The following is a 20,610-nucleotide window of genomic DNA, read 5'->3' as shown; positions in this document are numbered from 1 at the left end:
TCACATGGCAGTCCCCATTTACCTGTGGCTGAAAGATGACGGCGGCGCGGACCTCAAGGGGTCAGTGACCGTGGACAAACGCGAAGGCAGTATCGAGGTGGTCGCTCAGGACCACAGCGTGTACATCCCCACCGACAACAACACCGGCAAATTGACCGGTACACGGATCCATACCCCATTCCAGTTCACCAAGGAAGTCGATGCCTCCAGCCCGTACCTGTACAGGGCAGTAGCCACTGGCGAGACCCTCAGCAGTGCTGAGTTCAAGTGGTATCGCATCGACGATGCCGGCCAGGAAGTCGAGTACTTCAACACCACACTGGAGAAGGTCAAAGTGGTGAAAGTCGCCCCGAAAATGCACGACGTCAAAGACCCGGACAAAGAGAAGCACAACCATCTGGAACAGATTGAGTTGCGCTACGAGAAGATCACCTGGACCTACAAGGACGGCAACATCAGTCACTCCGATTCCTGGAACGAACGCTAGACCGCGTAACCCCGGACGGCCAGCAGGCAGGCCCTGCCTGCTGGTTTCGGTGTGCTGGGCTGAGCGTCCGTTCGCGGACGTTCACCCCAGCCCATCTCGCCCCTTTTCATTGCCACAACCGACCACAGGCTGGACTTCCAGCACAAGGATGTTTCCCCATGTCCCATCACTCCACGCGCCTGCTTCGCCGCCTCAATCCCTACTGCGCCCAGGCGCTCAGCGCGGCGGCTTCGTTGTGTCAAAGCCGTGCCCATGAGCGGATCAGTATCGAGCACTGGCTGCTCAAGTTGCTGGAGCAAGGCGAGGGCGACCTGACCCTCATTGCGCGCCGCCATGAGTGGGACATGGATGCGCTTTGGCGCGGTTTGCTCGACCACCTCGACAGGCTGCCGCGCAGCGTACAGGGCAAGCCGCAGTTGTGCGGCAAGTTACAGAAACTCATCGAGAACGCCTGGCTGCGCGCATCGCTGGAGGGCAACGACAACCTGCGTTCGGCACACCTGCTCGGCGCATTGCTGGAGCGTCCGGACCTACTGGCTTGCGAAGCGGTCTGGTCAATACTGGGCCTCAGCGAAGTCCAGTTGCAGCAGGTGTTTGCCTTGCTCGACCAACACTCCGAGGAACGCCCGCAGGTACAACAGCAAAGCGCGTTGGACCCGCTCCCGGCGACGCAGCTCGCCGACGGTGCCGGGCACGATGCCTTGCAAGCGGTACTGGACAGATTCACCCAGGACATCACAGCCAAGGCGAAGTCCGGGCAGATCGACCCGGTGTTCGGGCGTGACGATGAAATCCGCCAGGTCATCGACATCCTCAGCCGGCGGCGCAAGAACAACCCGATCCTCGTCGGCGAGCCCGGCGTCGGCAAGACCGCGCTGGTCGAAGGCCTGGCCCTGCGCATCGCCGACGGCAACGTACCGGACAGCCTCAAGGCGGTCAGCGTGCGCACCCTCGACCTGGGTCTGCTGCAAGCGGGCGCCGGGGTCAAGGGCGAGTTCGAGCAACGCCTGAAAAATGTCATCGACGCTGTGCAGCAGTCGGCCAACCCGGTGCTGCTGTTCATCGACGAAGCCCACACCCTGATCGGCGCCGGTAACCAGGCCGGTGGGGCGGATGCCGCGAACCTGCTCAAGCCCGCCTTGGCCCGTGGTGAATTGCGCACCATCGCCGCGACCACCTGGAGCGAATACAAACAGTACTTCGAACGTGATGCCGCGCTGGAGCGGCGTTTTCAGATGGTCAAGGTCGACGAGCCTGACGACGCCAGTGCCTGCCTGATGCTGCGCGGTCTCAAGGCGCGCTATGCCAGCCATCACGGCGTGCACATTCAGGATGCGGCGGTGCAGGCCGCCGTCAACCTGTCGCGGCGTTATCTCACCGGCCGCCATTTGCCGGACAAGGCCGTCGACCTGCTCGACACCGCCAGCGCGCGGGTGCGCATGAGCCTCGACTGCGAGCCCCAGGCACTGGTGCGGCTCAAGGCCCGGCATGCCGCGCTGGAGCTGGAGCGGCGCGCACTGGAACAGGATGTGCAACTCAATGGCAGCGACTTGAGCGAACGATTGACGCTGATCGCCGGGCAGCAGGTCGAGATGCAACAACAGCAGGACGACTTGCTGTGCCAGTACCGCTATGAACTTGACCTGACCCGACAATTGCTCGATGCGCGTCAGGCCGAACCGGCCCGCAGCGACCTCTGCGCGAAACTGCAGGAGCAATTGCTGCGGGCCCAGGGCAGCCAGCCAATGCTGTCCCTGGACGTCGATGCACGCAGTGTTGCGGAAGTCATCGCCGACTGGACCGGCGTGCCCCTGGGCAGTTTGCTCAAGGACGAACAAGCCAGCCTGCTGACTCTGGAATGGCAACTCGGCGAGCGGGTGATTGGCCAGGAATCTGCCCTCGGTGCCTTGGCCCAGCGCCTGCGCGCAGCCAAGACCGGCTTGACCGAAGAGCAGGCGCCGTTGGGGGTATTCCTGTTGGTGGGCACCAGCGGCGTCGGCAAGACCGAAACCGCCCTGGCGCTGGCGGACTGCCTGTTCGGCGGCGAAAAATCCCTGATCACCCTCAACCTGTCCGAGTACCAGGAGGCCCACACCGTCAGCCAGCTCAAGGGCTCGCCACCGGGTTACGTCGGTTACGGCCAGGGCGGCGTGCTCACCGAAGCGGTGCGCCAGCGGCCCTACAGCGTGGTGTTGCTGGATGAGGTGGAGAAGGCTCACCGCGACGTGCTCAATCTGTTCTATCAAGTGTTCGACCGTGGCTTCATGCGCGATGGCGAAGGGCGCGAAATCGACTTCCGCAACACCGTCATCCTGATGACCTCCAACCTCGGCAGTGATGAGCTGCAAAACGGTCTGCGCGAACAGCCCGAAGCCAGCGACAGCGACTTGCACGAATGGCTGCGACCGCTGCTGCGCGAGCACTTCCAGCCGGCGTTGCTCGCCCGCTTCCAGACCCTGATCTACCGCCCGCTGCTGGCCGACGCGCTCAAGCATATCGTCGCCCTGAAACTTGCCAAGGTCGCCAGTCGCCTGCACAGCCATTACGGCCTGGCCTGCGTGATTGAGGATGGCCTGCACGATGCATTGGTCGCCGCCTGCCTGCTGCCCGACACCGGTGCGCGCAACATCGACAGCCTGCTCAACCAGCAGATTCTGCCGGTCCTCAGCCAACAGCTGCTGCAGCGTCAGGCCGCCAAATACAAAACCCTTGGCGTGACCCTGGGCTTTAATGAAGAGGAGGGCATCACGCTGCAATTCACCGACGGACCTTCAGTCGTTGCACCTGAGGGCCGAGCATGAACCCTGTCTTCGGCCACAACCGCCACACACTCAAGATCGACAAACTCGACACCCACCTCGACGTCCTCGCCTTCGAGGGCCATGAGCACCTTAGCCAACCCTACCTCTACCGCATCGAATTCACCGCCAGCGACCTCGACATCGGCGCGGAAAAATTCATCGGCCAGTACGCCGAGTTCAGCCTGTACGACGCACCGTCCAACGTGCCCGTGTTCGACTGGGAAGTGCCCAGACCGCCCAAGCCCCTGCGCACCGTCTATGGCCGCATTACCGCCTGCCAGCGCCTGTCCGGCTCAATCGACGAAGCCCGCTACGAAGTCACCCTGCAACCGCGCCTGGCCCTGCTCGATCGCGGCCAGCAGACGCGGATCTATCAGCACCAGTCCGTGCCGGACATCGTCAAAAGCATTCTGCGCGACCGCCACGGTCTCGACACCGGGCACTTTCGCTTCAACCTCAAGCGCGAATACCCGCCGCGCGAGCAGGTGATGCAGTACCAGGAAAGCGACCTGGCTTTCATCAGCCGGATCCTGGCCGACGTCGGCATCTGGTACCGCTGCATCCAGCACGAAGAGCTCGCCTTCGACGTCGTCGAGTTCTGCGACGACCAGCGCTGCTACCAGTTCGACGTCGAGCTGCCGCTGCGCTCACCGTCGGGCTTCAGCAACAGCGAGCAGGACAGCGTCTGGGCCCTGAAAACCCGCCACCGGGTGGTGGAACAGCAGGTCAGCGTACGCGCCTATCACCCCGACGACAGCCGTGCCTACCTCGACGGCGAGGTCGACCAGACCCGCGGCGAGCCCGCCACCCACGGTGTGGCCACAACCCGCGGCGTCGCCGACAACACCTACGGCGACGCCTACCACTACGCCGAACCCTACCGCGTGCTCGGCAAGTCCCACCTGCGCGACGAAGACCTGCAAAGCGAAAGCGGCTTTTTCTATGCGCGCCTGCGCCACGAACGCTACCTCAACAACCAGACCCACCTCAGCGGCACCAGCAGCAGCGCCACCCTGGCCCCGGGGCAGGTCCTGACCGTCAGCGGCGACGCACCGAAGGCCTTCGCCTCCCGGGTGGTGATCACAAAGATCACCACGCGCGCCGCCCGCGACCGCAGCCTGACCTGCGATTTCGAAGCCATGCCCTACGCCTTGCGCCTGTGCTTTCGCCCAGAAGTACCGCCCAAACCACAAATCGCCGGCACCCTGCCAGCGCGCATCACCCACCCCCAGAGCAACCCCCTGTACACCGAAATCGACATGCAAGGGCGTTACCGGGTCAAATTCCTCTTCGACCGCGACACCTGGCCCGCCGGCCGCGAAAGCAAATGGCTGCGCCAGGCCCGCGCCTACGCCGGCGACACCTACGGCCTGCACCTGCCGCTGATCGCCGGCACCGAAGTGGCCATCGCCTTCGAACAGGGCGACCCGGACAAACCCTACATCGCCCATGCCCTGCACGACGACCAGCACCCCGACCTGGTGACCCAGCGCAACGACCACCGCAACGTGCTGCGTACGCCGGCCAACAACAAGTTGCGCATGGACGACACGCGGGGGCAGGAGCACGTCAAGCTCGGCACCGAGTATGGCGGCAAGAGCCAACTCAACCTCGGGCATCTGGTGGATGGCCAGCGGAAGAAACGTGGGGAAGGGTTTGAACTGCGTACGGATGATTGGGGCGCCATTCGTGGCGGCAAGGGCCTTTTCATCAGCGCGGACAAACAGGAGAAAGCCCAAGGTGCGCAACTCGACATGGAGGCTGCCGTCGCACAATTGGAAAGTGCCTTGTCGCTGGCGCGCTCCCTGGCCGATGCGGCTCGCGCGGCCAAAGCTACTCCCGGCGACACCGCCAGCCAGCAACGGCTCACCCAAGCCCTCGAAGGCTTGAAGCAGCCTGGTCTGTTGCTGCATGCCCCGGCAGGTATAGGCGTAGTCAGTCCTGAGGCGGTGAGCCTGTCCTCCGGTAGCGAAAGCGTGAGCGCCGTTGCCGCGCACAACGTCGACCTCAGCGCCGGGCAGAACATCACCGCCACCGCCGAGGACGGAATCAGCCTGCTCGCACACAGCGCGGACATGCAGCTCAAGGCGGCCAAGGGCAACATCGATTTGCATGCTTTGGAGGGCCTCTTGCACGCCCTGGCCAAGGGCGACATCAAGATCGAGAGCGTGGATGGCCGAGTCCACATCCGCGCTGAAAAAGAGCTGATATTGGAATGCGGAGGGGTCTTTGTCCGCTTGAAAGACGGCGACCTCGATCAGGGCGCCCCCGGCAATATCTATCAACGGGCCAAGCATGTGCAAAAGCTTGGCAGCGCCAGGCTGGATACGCCGGCAACACCGTTACCCGGAGGTTACTCCGGGGAATACGTTCTGAGAGATGAGAGCCAGGCACCGCTGGCGTTTACCCGCTACCGGATCACTACTGAACAGGGCGAGGTGTTCACCGGCGTAACCGACAAGGAAGGGCGAACCATGAGCGCTCATACCTTATTGCCGGGCGGGCTGAAGATTGAGTTTCCGAACACCACCTCGTATGACGAACAACTTCGACTGCTTGGCCCGAATGGCGAATTGGCAAGCAACATCAAGTACTCGGCCACATTGGCTGACGGCCGAATCCTCAATGGCGTGACTGATGAGCAAGGTTACACGCAGCGGTTGGTGACCGAGAAGCCGACGCAGATCACCCAATTGCTGCTGTTTCCACCAGAGGGGGCGCAACCGCTTTGTTGCGCGGCGCAAAATGCCCAGGCGCCAATGCAGGTTGACCTGACCTCCAGTGATGTTTCAACCAACGATACGGATGTTGGCCACTCGACAAAAGATGTTCCCCTGCCCAAAGGCAAGAAGCGTTCCTTGACGTCTGGCGAAATCGCCATGGCCCGAACTGTCTTTAAAGATGCGGTCAATTACAGCAAGGTCAAAGTACATCACGGCGGATGGTGGTTGTTTGTCGGGTTTCAGAACACGGCGGTGACGCCGAATGGGGAGATGTATTTTCCGGAAAGTACTGAACTTTACAAAGATGACTTTTATCATTCAGATGACCACAGAGATAAGGCGCTGTTCATGCATGAAATGACTCATGTTTGGCAGTACCAACTGGGTTATCCAGTCAAAAAAGCCGGCCTGACTGTGTCCAGTCGGGGGGCGGAAGCCTATAAGTATACTTTGAGTAAATCTAAAAAGTTGTCCGATTACAATATGGAGCAGCAAGGTGAGATTATTTCAGATTACTACATGATAAGTATTGAGGGTAAGCCGGGTAGTGTCTGGAATAGAAGCAATGCTGGGATGAGTGAGGGATTGCTTGTGACCACTCTTGAGAATTTTTTTGCAAATCCATTAGATAAATCAAATCTTCCGGGATAGGTTTGTATATATGAATTTTTATAGGTTGATAGTTGCTCTGCTGTTCGGTGTGGTTGGTTTTTCAGCGTTTGCGACCCCCTTGGGTCGCACGGAATATGGTGTATTGGAATCGGTTAATGGGAATCCGGCTATATGCTTGCCATCTGATGCGAAGCGTTCGTTTTCGGTTGGGTGGGCTGTTATTTCCGAAAGCTACGTGTCGCAAGGAGGTTTTTGGGCGGTGGCACTTAAGTCAAATGCGAGTCCATTGATATTAAGGTCGGGTGAGTGCTTTATATATGGTTCTGCGCCAGTTGGATATGAACTGGAGCGTTTTGGCTTAAGCGAGCGCCAACTAAAATTTGAGGAAAATAGAACTTATGTATTTCGAATAACCGATGCTTCTGGATCGAACGATGTTTATAGGGTGTCGTTTTGTATTTGGAGAAAAAATGATGGTGGCTTCGAGTTCTTTGAGTACACCTATTTGCCAGGCGGGGCGATGGTTATTCCATTCTGCGATGCCAAAAAAAATATGCGCACACCTGACTGATTTTCTAGCGTCCAGCTAACAGGACAGGTTCGTTCTTTGAAATGGGACCGCAATCAGTGGCTGAAACTATATAACTATTCATGAAATGGACAATATGAACGACACCCTCCACCGTACGGACACATTGGGCAGCTGCAAGACTGTGATCTGTGGCAAACAGAAAATGCACTGGATCGAGTTCCAGATGCTCGATGAACAGGGCGAGCCCCTGGCGAACCTGCCCTATCGCGCGTGCAACGAGGCGACCCGCAGCGACTTCATTCCGGAGTACAAGGGCCGCACCGATGCTGAGGGGGTGATCCGCCTGGACGGCCTGCACCCGTTGGCCATCACCTTGCTGATAGACGCCGAACTCTTGGCCGAGCTACTGCAAAATCGCCGCCTGCGTGCCCAGCGAGCGGAACCCGAGCGCCCCGGCTTTGCTGATCCCCTGCCCAAAGGCAAGAAGCGTTCCTTGACGTCTGGCGAAATCGCCATGGCCAGGAGCGTGTTTAAAGATGCCGTCAACTACAGCAAGGTCAGAGTACATCACGGCGGATGGTGGTTGTTTGTCGGGTTTCAGAACACGGCGGTGACGCCGAATGGGGAGATGTATTTTCCGGAAAGTACCAAGCTTTATCGAGATGACTTCTCGGAAACATCGAGAGGTCGCGATAAAGCGTTGTTTATGCACGAGATGACCCATGTATGGCAATACCAGATGGGTTATCCGGTCAAGAAAGCCGGCATGACAGTAACTAGTCAAGGTGCAAAGGCGTATCAATACTCCCTATCTTCGAGTGAGCTACTCTCGAATTACAATATGGAGCAGCAAGGAGAAATAATCTCTGACTATTATATGATTTGTCTGGTGCAAGATTCCGAAGGCGTCTGGAATTCAAGCAATAAATATAATGACCCTGACCTGTTAGCGTCTGTATTGCGACATTTCTTGGCTGATCCATCTGACAGAAAAAATCTTCCGGGTCGAGGTTAGTCATGAAAAAAACGGTGCGATTTAGTCTTGGATTAATGTTCTTTTAAAGTTTGGCTCAATCCACCCCTTGGGGGTTGCCTGGGAACGCTGTTATTGCTTCTGAATATGGGCGATTATTAATTTGTGTTCCGCAAGAAATATCAGAAACTGTGGGGGTAAATTCTATATCTGTATCCGAAAGTAAACCCTTGGTCGTTAGAGGGTTAACGATGTGGCAGTTGGAACTTGAAAAAACTGGGGAGGCCATGTTGCTCGAACCAGGTGGCTGCATTTTTTATGGGGCAAGTCCATCCGGGTATCAACCTGTGGTAGATGCAAAGCCCTTGAGTATTGGGGGTGTTTATTACACGAGAATCAATATAAACGTTACGAATCCAACACTACAAAGTATCTTGTTCTTCGATGCGGTTTTTTGTGTGGCCAAGAAAAATAACGACGGGCCTTTGTATCTGCAATACATATATGATCAAGCCGGAAAGGAAGTCAGGCCTTCACTTTGTCTGGTGTCGGGTGAAGGGAAATGAAAATAAAAATAAAGTGGCTTTACTGGTTTTGGGGTGCAATGGATCTTTTTTATATTGTCCGGTTTGGCTATCTCAATATTTCCCAAGGCAAGTTGCCGTTTTATAGCGATGTTCAATCCTATGTTCAGTTAAGGGCGGAGCATGGGTTGACTTCGGATGCTCTCTTTTTGCTGTCGATTTTTCTGAATGTCTCGATAGTTGTTTCAATGGGCTTGTTTTTCGTGGGTTCGCGAACAGTTTCGTATCTGGTTTACGTTCAATTACCACTTCGGTTATTGCTTGTTGTGCCTTCGCTATCGATTTTTTTATGGCTTTCGAAAGCTGCAGGCGCAACGTCAGTTATATGGTTGATTAGCCTGCTGTTGTTTTCTGAGGTTGTTAAATTGTTTTCCATTTTGTTTAGGAAAAAATGGTGTGTTTAGTTGTTTTGTGCAGATCAATTGCTGGCGACTTGCGGCGGTTTCAGAATAAATAACTAACAGCATTAAAGGACTGACATGAACGATAGGTTGCACCGTACGGACACACTGGGCTCCTGCAAGACTGTGATCTGCGGTAAACAGAAAATGCACTGGATCGAGTTCCAGTTGCTCGATGAACAGGGAGAGCCCCTAGCGAACCTGCCTTTTCGCGCGCTGAACGAGGCGACCCGCAGCGACTTCATTCCGGAGTACAAGGGCCGCACCGATACCGAGGGGGTGATCCGCCTGGACGGCCTGCACCCGTTGGCCATCACCTTGCTGATAGACGCCGAACTCTTGGCCGAGCTACTGCAAAATCGCCGCCTGCGTGCCGAGCGAGCTGAACCCGCGCGCCCCGGCTTCGCTGATCGTACGCCGCTGTATGGTCCGCAGCGTTCGGGCTTCTCGCCCATCGAACAGCAGGCGGTCGCGGCCGGTCATGACTATCACTACCTGCGCATCGGCCAATTGTGCGATCGACTGCCTAATTTCGATCCACCGCTGGCCGATCCCAGGCAGCCCCCGGCCTACCATTTTCCAGACCCGAAGTTTGGCGGGTTTACGATCGGCGACGATCAGCTCGATCGCCGGCATGTGCTGGAAGTCTGCCCGTTGCGCGCCTGGTCGCTGACCTTGCATCACCAGGCGGAGTACAGCCTGGTCAATGCTTACAACTTGTCGCTGATGAGCATTTTGGCCTACAGCCGAGCCGAGCCGGGGAACTTCGGTTCGACTGAGGAGTTTTTTCTGCAGCAGTGCCTGGACCTGTCGCGTACCCCTTCGGTGTGGGACGACCGCCAAAACCTGCTCTGCGTGGTGACCGATGTTCCGTTCGATCAACGCTATAGCCAGGCGCTGATGCTGGACACGAAAAAGGCCGAGCCGCCGGAAGGGGACACCCAGCTTTTTTATGCCGTCAATGCCACCCAGGTGCTGGTGGCCTGGCGGGGCACGGAGATGGACCGGCGCGCCGATCTGATTACTGACGCGACTTTCCGCCCGGTAAAACCGGAAGTGCAGGGCCTGTGTGAGCCTAAGGTGCCCTGTGCCGATCTGACCCCGGAGGGCAGTGTGCATTTGGGGTTTCGCGATGCGTTCGAACTGGCCAGCAGGGTTTATGCCAAGGTGCTGGGCGAGACGATTCTCGATGAGTCTTTTGACAAAGAACTGTTTATTTGCGGCCACAGCCTCGGCGGCGCCCTCGGTCTGGTCCATGCTGCCTCCCTGAAAGAGCGAAATCCACTGCTGTACACCTACGGCATGCCACGCACCTTCACCCTCAAGGCGGTACAGGGCCTCAGTGAGATCGTGCATTTCCGTCATGTCAACGACATCGACCCAATCCCCAGTGTGCCACCCGAAGCAGCGTTGGATAACTACCTGTACGACCTCTATGGCCCCCTGGGCACTACTCTGGGATTCACCTGGTCGATGCTGCAGTTGACTGCCAGCCAGCTGTTTCGGCATGGCGACCCCTTCTGCCACCACGGCGAAATCGCCATGTTTTTCAGGGCCGAACAGCACACCCTCCAGCGAGGCTCGTCGTACCCCGCCTATCGAAACAAGGACGGGCTAGGCGCGCCTTACCACACCACCATCGCCTTTCGCCTGTCGGAAAAGGTCAAGTTTTACCTGGTCCCAAGCCTGAGCCCTGACGACGACCAGCAGGCCGAGCAGGCGCAACAGCGCCTCACCTCCTCGTTGACATCCGAAAGCCGAGCGAGGTTTTTCCCGCCCTTCAGCAATCCCAAGGCAGGCCGGGTCGTGGGCTTAGGCAACCATTTGATGGGCAATTACCAGCCGTACATCTACGGCCAGTTGCTGGAGGCAATCAACTCAGAGCGCTCGCCGTTGTTGAAGCGGCAACTGGATCGACAGAGTTTCGAAAAGCAGATCAAGGACAACTACGCAAGCCTTGTCGAAGACGAGCTGGAACGCAACAAGGTATTCCTCGATTTGCAGAGTCGTCTTGGCGAAACCCTGCGGGTGACGCATCAGGCCGATGGGGGGGCCGAGGCGTTGCAACGCTTCGACGCCGCGGCCGACCCGAGCGCCTGTTATGAAAGTGCCCACTGTTGAGTACGGCAAGCGCCGTCGAGGATCCGACCATGAACAAGAAGATGTCCGTAGCGTTACTCAGCCTGTTCGTCAGCCTTAGTGGTTGTGCCAAGGATCGAAGCCTGGCGCCACCAGCGGATAGCGAACAGATGACCATCACCGTGAAAGTACCCCAGGAGCTCGAAACGGAAACCCTGGAAGTGATGTACCGCTCGGCTGTGTGCAAGAACATCACCCACGGGGCGAGTGGCCAGCGCATCGAGTTGGAGGGTTATCACGGTATTGATGTGCAATTGCAGCGTCTGGGGGCGAGTGATCTGTACCAGGCCAAGTTGCCGATCGATGGCGGTGGTGCGTGTCAGTGGCATCTGAGCAACGTGATGTTTGGTGTCGCCTATCGCAATCCCGAGCGCTTTGGCGAGAACGTTACTTATGGCGCAGGCGGGGGAGTGGTAGTGATGTTTGACCATAATCGTCCCTCCAGAAGTTCTGGATTACCGATCCAAGTAGATGGCGATTTGACGATCAAGAAGGACTATTACCCCTGGATGAGTGAGACTTTTATTGGGGGGCATAGAACGAACATTAGCTTGTTAGGCGAGGGACAATATTACTACTTGAGTTACCAAGCGCTCCAAGCGCGCGGCGTGTATTTCGAACCCATCCTGCACTCCGATTTTCTGGTTACCTCAGTGGGGCCAAAGGTGAAAAAAGAAGGTAACTATGCAGTTTTTACCTATCCGGATGCCAGCACAGAATCTATAGCTCGCGCTAAACCGGATTTTCGCCGGTTACAAGCCATCCGGCTGGCGGCGGAGACTAAAAAATGAACCTCGCTTCACTTGGCAAGCACAACCCCTTTGAACTGGCACTCAAACCGGTCTTCGTCGACTTGCAAAGTCGTCTCGGCGGTAACTTCCACGTAACGCAACAAACGTATGGCGGTACCGAACGGATACTACGAAAGAGCTCACTGTCGAGTACGGCCCGCGCCGTCAAGGATCCGACCAAGATCAAGAAAATGCCCGTAGCGCTACTGAGTCTGTTTGTGAGCCTCAGTGGTTGCGCCATGGATCGAAGCCTGTCGCCACCACCAGATAGCGAACAGATGACCATCACGGTGAAAGTACCCCAGGAACTCGAAACGGAAACCCTGGAAGTGATGTACCGCTCGGCGGTGTGCAAGCACATCACCCATGGGGCGAGCGGCGAGCGCATCGAGTTGGAGGGGTATCACGGCATTGACGTGCAATTGCAACGTCTGGGTGCGAGTGATCTCTACCAGGCCAAGTTGCCGATCGATGGCGGTGGTGCGTGTCAGTGGCATCTGAGCAACGTGATGTTTGGAGTCGCCTATCGCAATCCCGAGCGCTTTGGCGAGAACGTGACTTACGGTGCAGGCGGGGGCGTGGTGGTGATGTTTGACCACAACCGGCCATCCCTGAGCTCTGGGTTACCCATAAAAGTCGATGGCGATTTGACGATCAGGAAGGACTATTACCCCTGGGTAAAAGAGAGCTTTTTAGGGGGATACAGTAAACGGGTCAGTCTGGCGGGTGAGGGCGATATTTATGTGATGTATCAGGCCTTGCAAGCCCGGCAGGTGTACTTCGAACCCGTCCTGCATTCTGGCTTTCTGGTCCAGTCGGAGGGTACCAAGGTACATAAAATAGGCAGTTTCATAAAATTCTCTTATCCAGATGGTACGACCGTGGCCGACGGTCGTTCCCAGCCAGATTTCCGCAAATTGCAAGCGATCCGTCAGGCAGCGGAGAGCAAACAGTGAGCCTCGGTTTTCTTGCCCTGAACACCCCCTTCGAACTGGCGTGCAACCGGGTATTCCTCGACTTGCAGAATCGTCTCGGCGAAACCTTGCGGGTAACGCAACAGGCCGATGGCGGTGTCGAAGCGTTGCATCGCTTCGACACCGTGGCCGACCCGAGCGCCTGCTACGAAAGAGCCCACTGTTGAGCCTGTCCGATGTCGTCAAGGAACCGACCATGATCAAGAAAATGCCCATCGCGATATTCAGCCTGTGCGTCAGCCTCAGTGGTTGCGCCATGGATCGAAGCCTGTCGCCACCACCGGATAGCGAACAGATGACCATCACGGTGAAAGTACCCCAGGAGCTCGAAACGGAAACCCTGGAAGTGATGTACCGCTCGGCGGTGTGCAAGAACATCACCCATGGCGCGAGCGGCCAGCGCATCGAGTTGGAGGGTTATCACGGTATTGATGTGCAATTGCAGCGTCTGGGGGCGAGTGATCTGTACCAGGCCAGGTTGCCGATCGATGGCGGTGGTGCGTGTCAGTGGCATCTGAGCAACGTGATGTTTGGAGTCGCCTATCGCAATCCCGAGCGCTTTGGCGAGAACGTGACTTACGGTGCAGGCGGGGGCGTGGTGGTGATGTTTGACCATAATCGACCCTCCCTGAGCTCTGGGTTACCCATTAAAGTCGATGGCGATTTGACGATCAGGAAGGACTATTACCCTTGGGTAAAAGAGAGCTTTTTAGGGGGATACAGTAAACGGGTCAGTCTGGCGGGTGAGGGCGATATTTATGTGATGTATCAGGCCCTGCAAGCTCGTCAGGTGTATTTCGAACCCATCCTGCATTCCGGCTTTCTGGTCACCTCTGTGCAGCCAAAGGTGAAGAAGAAAGGCAATCACACCAGCTTCACCTATCCCGATGGCAGCGTCGTGACGGATGGTCGCTCAAGACCGGATTTCCGCAAATTGCAAGCCCTCCGCCAGGCAGCGGAGAACAAACAGTGAGCTTCGTTTTTTCCTGCCAAGTACACCCCCTTCGAACTGGCACGCAACCGGGTGTTCCTCGACTTACAGAGTCGTCTCGGCGAAACCTTGCGGGTGACGCAACAGGCCGATGGCGGCGCCGAGGCGTTGCAACGCTTCGACGCCTTGGCCAACCCGAGCGCCTTCTACGAAAGAGCCCATACCTCAAAAAACTGAGCGCACCTCTCGTTCACAACATTCGACTGATGGAGTTTGACTTTATGTCTCAGGGATTTGTTCTGCTGGGTGACAAGACCACACACGATGGAGAAGTGATATCCGCTTCGTCCACCACATTTGTTCATGGCAAGCCCGTGGCGTTGGTGGGGGATGAGGTCAGTTGTCCAGCCCATGGCACCAATCCCATCGTTGAGGGCTGTTCTGACTGCTGGGAAGATGGCCGGGCAATGGTAGTCGATGGCTGTCGCAGTGAATGCGGATGCCAGGTGATTTCCAGCGCGCCTGACTGTGGGGTGGGTTGAGCCATGGGCTGGGATAGAAAGGCACCCTTTGTGGTGCAAGCTCCGGTGCCGCCGATGCTGGGTCGTTGGGTACTGGCGGCCGTCGTCGCGGTGGTGGTGGGTGTGCTGTTGTTTCTGTTGCACGCCTCAATTCAGTTAGCGCAACTGCAGGCGATCAATGTCTGGTTATTGTCTGGCTCGCCACTGCTGGTCTGGGTTTTGCTGTTCGGTTCCCGTGCCTATTTCTACGGTGGGGCGCTGAGCCAGCATCAATTTCTCGAGGAGGAGGCAGTCAATGCGCAACTGGCCTGGCAAGACTGGGCGCAACGATATCTGGCCGTGCATACCAGTTGTGTGCTGCTGCCGGATCAGGTGTCTGCCAGTGGGCTGCAAGTTCGGCGAGATTTGCCACTGCGCACAGGACAAGCCAGACGTATAGCAGCTCTGCCTGAGCAGGGCGATCGCGCGCAGGCGGGGCTGCAGATGTTGTTGCCAGTGCTCGGTCCGGCCTTGCAGGCCTTGCCTGCTGAACAGGCGTTGCGAGTCACGCTGTTGAGTGACATCGAGCCCGATCACTACGCTGCATTGCTCGACGTCTGGCAGCAGTGGCAAACCGCCCATCTCAAGCAACCTGCAACGGTCACCCTGACCAATAAATTGTCGTGCCAATGGATCGACGACACGCTGAAGTCTGCCACCGCAGCCCTCGATTTGATTTTGGTAATGCAGGTAAACGGCGGGGAGGCGTATTCCGATGGGCTGGCGGCCTTGTTGTTATGCCCGGACCAGTTGGCCGTTGCCTGGGACCTTCCTGTGCAAGGTGGCTTGTTGCGCCCGATGCCTTTGGACGTCGCCACCTTGAACAGCGAGCTGGAGTTGTTCCAGCAAACCCAGACGATGGCGCTTCAGGCGACGGGTGTGTTGGCGGACAGCGCTGACTGGCGGCCGCTGACCGGCAATGTTTTTGCCACTATCGGTGGTCAGGCAGCCTCCTTGAGTGCGCAGCAGCTGTGGGTTCAGGAGCACCTGTGCGGACTGCCCGGACCCTTTGGTCATTGGTTGGCAACCGCCTTCGGGTTGGAAATGGTTCGACACCAGCGGCAGGCAGTGCTGCTGCTCGCCAAAGAAGAGTCACGGTATTGGATCAGCACCGTTAGTGCGGGAGAGGTGGCATGAAAGCATGGAGTAACCCATGGAGTCGCGCGGGTGCGGCGGTGTGGATCAGCGTACTGGTGGTAGCCCTGGGATGGTTGATACAGGCCTATGGTGAACGGATGGGGCTGGTGGAAAACCATCACCGAATGCTCGCTTTCTTGTTGATCGTACTTATTGCGGCTATCGCTCAGCTTGCCCCCCGGTTGTTGATGCAGTTGAAACAGCGAAGTCATCGCGATCAGGGACAGGTAGACAAAGTGCTCCCACGGGCGGACGCGGGTTTGATACTGCCTAAGTGTACTGAATTTGATAGCTCCAGATTGTATGCGTACTTGCGCCGCAATTATGGCTCGCTGTGGCACCGCAAAGTGCGCCTCCTGCTCGTCGTCGGCGAACCTCAGCAGATCAAGGCCATCGCCCCCGGCCTGGGCACCGACCATTGGCTGGAAGGCGAGGGCACCGTGCTGCTGTGGGGTGGCAGTGTGCAGCAAGAACTGGACGACAAGGTGATCGCCCAGTTCCGCCGCCTGACCCGCTGGCGTCCCCTCGACGGCGTGATTTGGGCGTTGAACGCCGAGCAAAGTGCCGACGGCTATCATATGGGTAAAGGCGCGCAGCACCTTCAAGACCTCGCTCGTAGGCTGGGCTGGTCACTCTCGCTGCACCTGTGGCAGGTTTGCGCCAGTCACTGGTTGCAGGAGAAACGCCCGAGCCAGGCGGTGGGCTGCGCACTGTCATCTCGCCTTACCGCCACAGAACTGGAAACGTCGCTGCGCAGTCTACTGGGCCCCATGCGCCAGGAAGGCTGGGCGCAGATGAACCTGACGATGGCGCATGACTTTCTGGTGCGTCTTGCGCGGGACCTGGAGGTCGAAGGCTTGTCACGCTGGCGTAAGGCACTGACGCCGTGGTTTGGCAGTTCCAGGCAGGATGTACCGTTGCGCGGCCTGTGGTTCAGTCTGCCGTTGTCCAATACAACGCAGAACAAGGAAGAGCACTTCTGGCCCATGGACCCTGCCTGGCAAGGCGTGCTCGGCGAGCCAAAACAACCAAGCCGGCGCTTGGGCTGGAGCGCGCCGCGCGTCGCTTATGGGCTGGCATTGGGCCTGGCCGTGGTCTGGGGCACCGGTCTGTTGCTGTCTTTCGTCAGCAACCGTGTGCAGATTGCCCAGGTGCACACCACGCTGTCCGCGCTGGAGCAATCGGCCCCAGGCGACGCGCAACTGCAAGCGCTGCACGAACTTGTGCGCGAGCTCGGGCGCCTGGATTACCGCGCCGAGCACGGCACTCCGTGGTATCAGCGCTTCGGCCTGAATCAAAACGATGCGTTGCTGGCCGCGCTGTGGCCGCGTTACGTCGAGGCCAATCAGCGCTTGCTGCGCGACCCGGCAGTGGCCCACTTGCAGGCGCGGCTCGACGCGCTGGTCAAACTGCCGCCGGACAGCCCCGAACGCAGCAAGCGTGCCGGTGTGGCCTACGCGCAACTCAAGGCCTACCTGATGCTGGCGCGCCCGGAAAAAACCGATCCGGCGTTCCTGGCCCAGGTCCTGAGCGACGCCGAGCCGCAACGCGCCGGGTTCTCGCCGGGGCTCTGGCAAGGACTGGCCCCCACCTTGTGGCAGTTCTACGCGCAGCAACTGGCGCGCCATCCGCAATGGCGCATCGAAGCCGACCCCCGGCTGGTGGCCCAGGCCCGCCAAGTACTGCTCGGCCAACTCGGCCAGCGCAATGGCGAAGCCAGCCTGTACCAGAGCGTCCTCGACGGCGCGGCCAATCATGCGCCGGCGTTGAATCTGCAGCAGATGGTCGGCGACACCGAGGCGGCGGCGCTGTTTAGCACGTCGGCCGAAGTGCCGGGCGTGTTCACTCGCCAGGCCTGGGAGGGCCAGGTGCGGCCGGCCATCGCCGCCATCGCCGAGGCCCGTCGCGAGGAGATCGATTGGGTGCTCAGCGACAATCCCGCCAGTCTCGCCGTCGAATTGAGCCCGGAGCAACTGCGCGAGCGCCTGACCGAACGTTACTTCCAGGATTACGCCAACGCCTGGCTGGACTTTCTCAACCACCTGCGCTGGCAACCGGTCGACAGCCTGGGCGAGGTGATCGATCAACTGGCGCTGATGAGCGATGTGCGCCAGTCGCCGCTGATCGCGCTGATGAACACCTTGGCCTGGCAGGGGCAGGCCGGCACGCGCGGCCAGGCCCTGGGCGATTCGTTGATCAAGTCGGCGCAGAAACTGATCGCCCAGGACAGCGTGCCGCCGATCGAGCAGTCGCTCGACGGTCCGGGCGGTCCGCTGGACGCCACCTTCGGGCCGCTGCTGAGCTTGCTGGGCAAGGACGCCGAGCGTAACAACGACAGCGAGCGCCTGAGCCTGCAAGCTTTCCTCAACCGGGTCACGCGGGTGCGCCTGAAGCTGCAGCAAGTGAGCAACGCACCGAACCCGCAGGCCATGACTCAGGCCCTGGCGCAGAGCGTGTTCCAGGGGCATAGCGTCGACCTCACCGACACCCGGGCCTACGGCAGCCTGCTCGCCGCCAGCCTCGGCGCCGAGTGGGACGGGATCGGCCAAACCCTGTTCGTGCAGCCGCTGGAGCAGGCCTGGCAACGGGTGCTGCAACCCTCGACGGCGGGCCTCAACAGCCAGTGGCAGCGGGCGATCGTCAAGGACTGGCACGGCGCTTTCGCCGGTCGCTACCCCTTCGCCGCCACCAGCAGCGATGCCTCGCTGCCGATGCTCGGGCAGATGATCCGCGCCGACTCCGGGCGCATCGAACAGTTCCTGCAACAGCAACTGGGCGGCGTGCTGCGAAAGGAGGGCAGCCGCTGGGTGGCCGATGCCCGGCACAGCCAGGGTCTGCACTTCAACCCGAAGTTCCTGACGGCGATCAACCAGCTCAGCCACCTCGCCGACGTGCTCTACACCGATGGCGGCATGGGCCTGAGCTTCGAGCTGCGCGGCAAGCCGGTGCGCGACGTGGTGCAGACCACTTTCATCCTCAACGGCGAAAAGCATGAGTACTTCAACCAGAAGGAACGCTGGCAGCGCTTCAGCTGGCCGGGCTTCAGCCAGCATCCGGGCACGCGTTTGTTGTGGATCAGTGTGCTGGCCAATGAACGGCTGTTCGGCGACTACGAAGGCACCTGGGGCCTGATCCGCCTGCTGGAACAAGCGAAAGTCACCGCGCTGAACGACACCGACAGCCAGTACCGCGTGCAGCTCAGGGCACCTGATGGCCTCGACCTGACCTGGCACCTGCGCACCGAACTGGGCGCAGGGCCGCTGGCGCTGCTCAAGTTGCGCGGCTTTGAATTGCCGGCGCAGATTTTTCTCGGCGAAGGCACTCAAGCGCAGCCTTATGCGCAGAATGGAAGTTACCCATGAGCCTGCTCAAACTGATCACCCGTTGCCTCGGCGAACGTGACCCGCTGGCCCTTGCCCGTACCCAGGCCGACTGTTGGCAATCCTGGTTGCAGCCCATCAGCGCGCAGTCGCCGGTCGGTGAAGACCCGGGTTATGACGATGACTTCCAGCGCATGCGCGAAGAGGTCAACAAGCTCTCCGGCGCGAACGTCGACGAGGTGATTCAGCTGGCGGAGAAGTTGCTCGGCCAGCGCTGCAAGGATCTGCGCGTCGCCACTTACTACCTGTGGGCACGCCTGCAGAAGGACGGTGAGACGGGGTTGGCCGATGGCCTTGGTTTATTGGCGGCGCTGGTTGAGCGGTACGCCGGCGATGTGCTTCCCGTGAGGGCCAACAGCCGCAAGATGGCCCTGGAGTGGTTGACCGGCGGCAAGGTGCTGGACAGCCTGTCGCTGTACCCGGAGGTGGTCAAGACCGAGGCGGAACGCACGGTGGCGGCGCTGGCCTGGCTTGAACATGGGTTGCAAGCCTGGCCCGAGGATCAGCGGCCGCAGCTGGATGCGTTGCATGGGGCGTTGTCGGCGCGCCTGGCGCAGTCTGGTGGGGTCGATGCGGTGGTGCCGCAACACAGCGCCAGCCACGAGTCCGTCGGCCAGGCCAGCGCGCCGGACAGCCTGGCCATCAAGTCCGGGCGCGACCTGCTGGACAGCGGTCGGAAGCTGGCCGACTACCTGCGTGACCAGCCCCTGGGCTGGCTGGCGGCGCACCGCCTGATGAAGAGTTTGCGCTGGGATACCTTGCACGAGCCGCCGCTACAGGACGCCAGCGGCACGACGCGTATTTCACCGCCCAGGGGAGAATCCAGGGCGAAACTCAAGCGCTTGTATCAGCAACAGAACTGGAGCGAATTGCTTGTTCAGGTCGAATGGATATTCGCCGAGGGGGTCAACCATTTCTGGCTGGACCTGCAGTGGTACCTGGTCCAGGCCCTGAGCAAACTACCGGCGCCTCACGACGGCTGGGCCGACATCGTCAAGCGCGACCTGGGTATGTTCCTCGAGCGGCTGCCGGGCCTGGAGGCGCTGGGGTGGAACGACGGTACACCGTTCGCCGACGAGACCACCCGTGAATGGATCGCTCAGCACGTAAGCGCGCAACAGTCGCGCCAGCTCCTGCCCGCAGCGGCCCCGGCAGCGGTCATGGCCGATGGCGAGATTCTGTCCCTGGAAAGCGAGGCGCTGGCCCAGGCCGACAGCGACGGCGTCGAACATGCACTGGCCTGGCTGGCCGCGCGCCCGGACATTCACAGCGGTCGCCAGCGCTGGCTGCTGCGCCTGCTGATGGCGCGGGTGGCCGAGCAATGTGGCAAGAACGACCTGGCCCTGCACCTGCTCGGTGAACTGGATGCCACGGCCGAGCGCCAGGCCTTGGCGGACTGGGAGCCGGAATTGAATTTCGAGGTCAAGGCCCGCCTGCTCAAGCTGACCCGCCTGAAAGCGCAGCGCAACGATGCCGACAAGCCGGCCCTGGCCAGGCGCATGGAGACGTTGCTGGCGGCGCTGGTTGCCATCGATCCGGTACGCGCCGCCGTACTGTGCGGTTGAACCCCATTTATCAGGATTAT

The 20,610-nt window shown here is 59.3% G+C and carries 16 protein-coding genes; all 16 read left to right on the top strand.

Annotated elements, in window-relative coordinates:
* Positions 1-4: 4 nt before the first annotated feature.
* The 16 genes from ACXX83_RS12805 to tssA all read left to right on the top strand — a co-directional run bounded on the left by ACXX83_RS12805 (position 5) and on the right by tssA (position 20,590).
* Complete coding sequence (locus ACXX83_RS12805) at positions 5-487, top strand: Hcp family type VI secretion system effector (RefSeq protein ID WP_458548660.1); 483 nt, start codon at positions 5-7, stop codon at positions 485-487.
* A 158-nt stretch (positions 488-645) separates the two neighbouring features.
* Complete coding sequence (tssH, locus tag ACXX83_RS12800; protein WP_458548659.1) at positions 646-3,288, top strand: type VI secretion system ATPase TssH; 2,643 nt, start codon at positions 646-648, stop codon at positions 3,286-3,288.
* Positions 3,285-6,662, top strand: a complete 3,378-nt coding sequence (locus ACXX83_RS12795) for a type VI secretion system Vgr family protein (RefSeq protein ID WP_458548658.1) — start codon at positions 3,285-3,287, stop codon at positions 6,660-6,662. Before tssH ends, ACXX83_RS12795 begins: the two co-directional genes overlap by 4 nt.
* Before the next feature lie 10 nt (positions 6,663-6,672).
* Entirely contained in the window at positions 6,673-7,194 is a 522-nt protein-coding gene (locus ACXX83_RS12790) for a hypothetical protein (protein ID WP_458548657.1), read from the top strand.
* A 94-nt stretch (positions 7,195-7,288) separates the two neighbouring features.
* A complete protein-coding gene (locus ACXX83_RS12785) occupies positions 7,289-8,170 on the top strand; it encodes a hypothetical protein (protein ID WP_458548656.1) in 882 nt (293 codons plus the stop codon).
* A gap of 209 nt (positions 8,171-8,379) precedes the next feature.
* Complete coding sequence (locus tag ACXX83_RS12780; RefSeq protein WP_458548655.1) at positions 8,380-8,694, top strand: hypothetical protein; 315 nt, start codon at positions 8,380-8,382, stop codon at positions 8,692-8,694.
* The gene (locus tag ACXX83_RS12775) at positions 8,691-9,116 is read left to right on the top strand and encodes a hypothetical protein (protein ID WP_458548654.1); all 426 of its coding nucleotides are present in this window, start codon (positions 8,691-8,693) and stop codon (positions 9,114-9,116) included. The genes ACXX83_RS12780 and ACXX83_RS12775 overlap by 4 nt, the downstream gene beginning before the upstream one ends.
* Before the next feature lie 75 nt (positions 9,117-9,191).
* Positions 9,192-11,234 (top strand): lipase family protein, encoded by a 2,043-nt coding sequence (locus ACXX83_RS12770; protein WP_458548653.1) that lies wholly within the window; start codon positions 9,192-9,194, stop codon positions 11,232-11,234.
* 29 nt (positions 11,235-11,263) lie between these two features.
* The gene (locus ACXX83_RS12765) at positions 11,264-12,043 is read left to right on the top strand and encodes a hypothetical protein (RefSeq protein ID WP_458548652.1); all 780 of its coding nucleotides are present in this window, start codon (positions 11,264-11,266) and stop codon (positions 12,041-12,043) included.
* Positions 12,040-12,999: a hypothetical protein gene (locus ACXX83_RS12760; protein ID WP_458548651.1), complete on the top strand. Its 960-nt coding sequence runs from the start codon at positions 12,040-12,042 to the stop codon at positions 12,997-12,999. The genes ACXX83_RS12765 and ACXX83_RS12760 overlap by 4 nt, the downstream gene beginning before the upstream one ends.
* A complete protein-coding gene (locus ACXX83_RS12755; protein ID WP_458548650.1) occupies positions 12,996-13,184 on the top strand; it encodes a hypothetical protein in 189 nt (62 codons plus the stop codon). The genes ACXX83_RS12760 and ACXX83_RS12755 overlap by 4 nt, the downstream gene beginning before the upstream one ends.
* Positions 13,181-13,990: a hypothetical protein gene (locus ACXX83_RS12750; RefSeq protein WP_458548649.1), complete on the top strand. Its 810-nt coding sequence runs from the start codon at positions 13,181-13,183 to the stop codon at positions 13,988-13,990. Before ACXX83_RS12755 ends, ACXX83_RS12750 begins: the two co-directional genes overlap by 4 nt.
* 224 nt (positions 13,991-14,214) lie before the next feature.
* Positions 14,215-14,490, top strand: a complete 276-nt coding sequence (locus ACXX83_RS12745) for a PAAR domain-containing protein (protein ID WP_458548648.1) — start codon at positions 14,215-14,217, stop codon at positions 14,488-14,490.
* A gap of 3 nt (positions 14,491-14,493) precedes the next feature.
* Positions 14,494-15,645, top strand: a complete 1,152-nt coding sequence (locus ACXX83_RS12740) for a KPHS_23130 family T6SS system protein (RefSeq protein WP_502317720.1) — start codon at positions 14,494-14,496, stop codon at positions 15,643-15,645.
* Entirely contained in the window at positions 15,642-19,007 is a 3,366-nt protein-coding gene (locus ACXX83_RS12735; RefSeq protein WP_458548646.1) for an ImcF-related family protein, read from the top strand. The genes ACXX83_RS12740 and ACXX83_RS12735 overlap by 4 nt, the downstream gene beginning before the upstream one ends.
* Positions 19,004-20,590 (top strand): type VI secretion system protein TssA, encoded by a 1,587-nt coding sequence (gene tssA / locus ACXX83_RS12730; RefSeq protein ID WP_429389284.1) that lies wholly within the window; start codon positions 19,004-19,006, stop codon positions 20,588-20,590. The genes ACXX83_RS12735 and tssA overlap by 4 nt, the downstream gene beginning before the upstream one ends.
* Positions 20,591-20,610 lie beyond the last annotated feature (20 nt).

Source organism: Pseudomonas sp. GNP012, assembly GCF_054343835.1.
The sequence above is the reverse complement of the archived record's forward strand: the minus strand, read 5'-3'. Positions and strand labels throughout refer to the sequence as shown.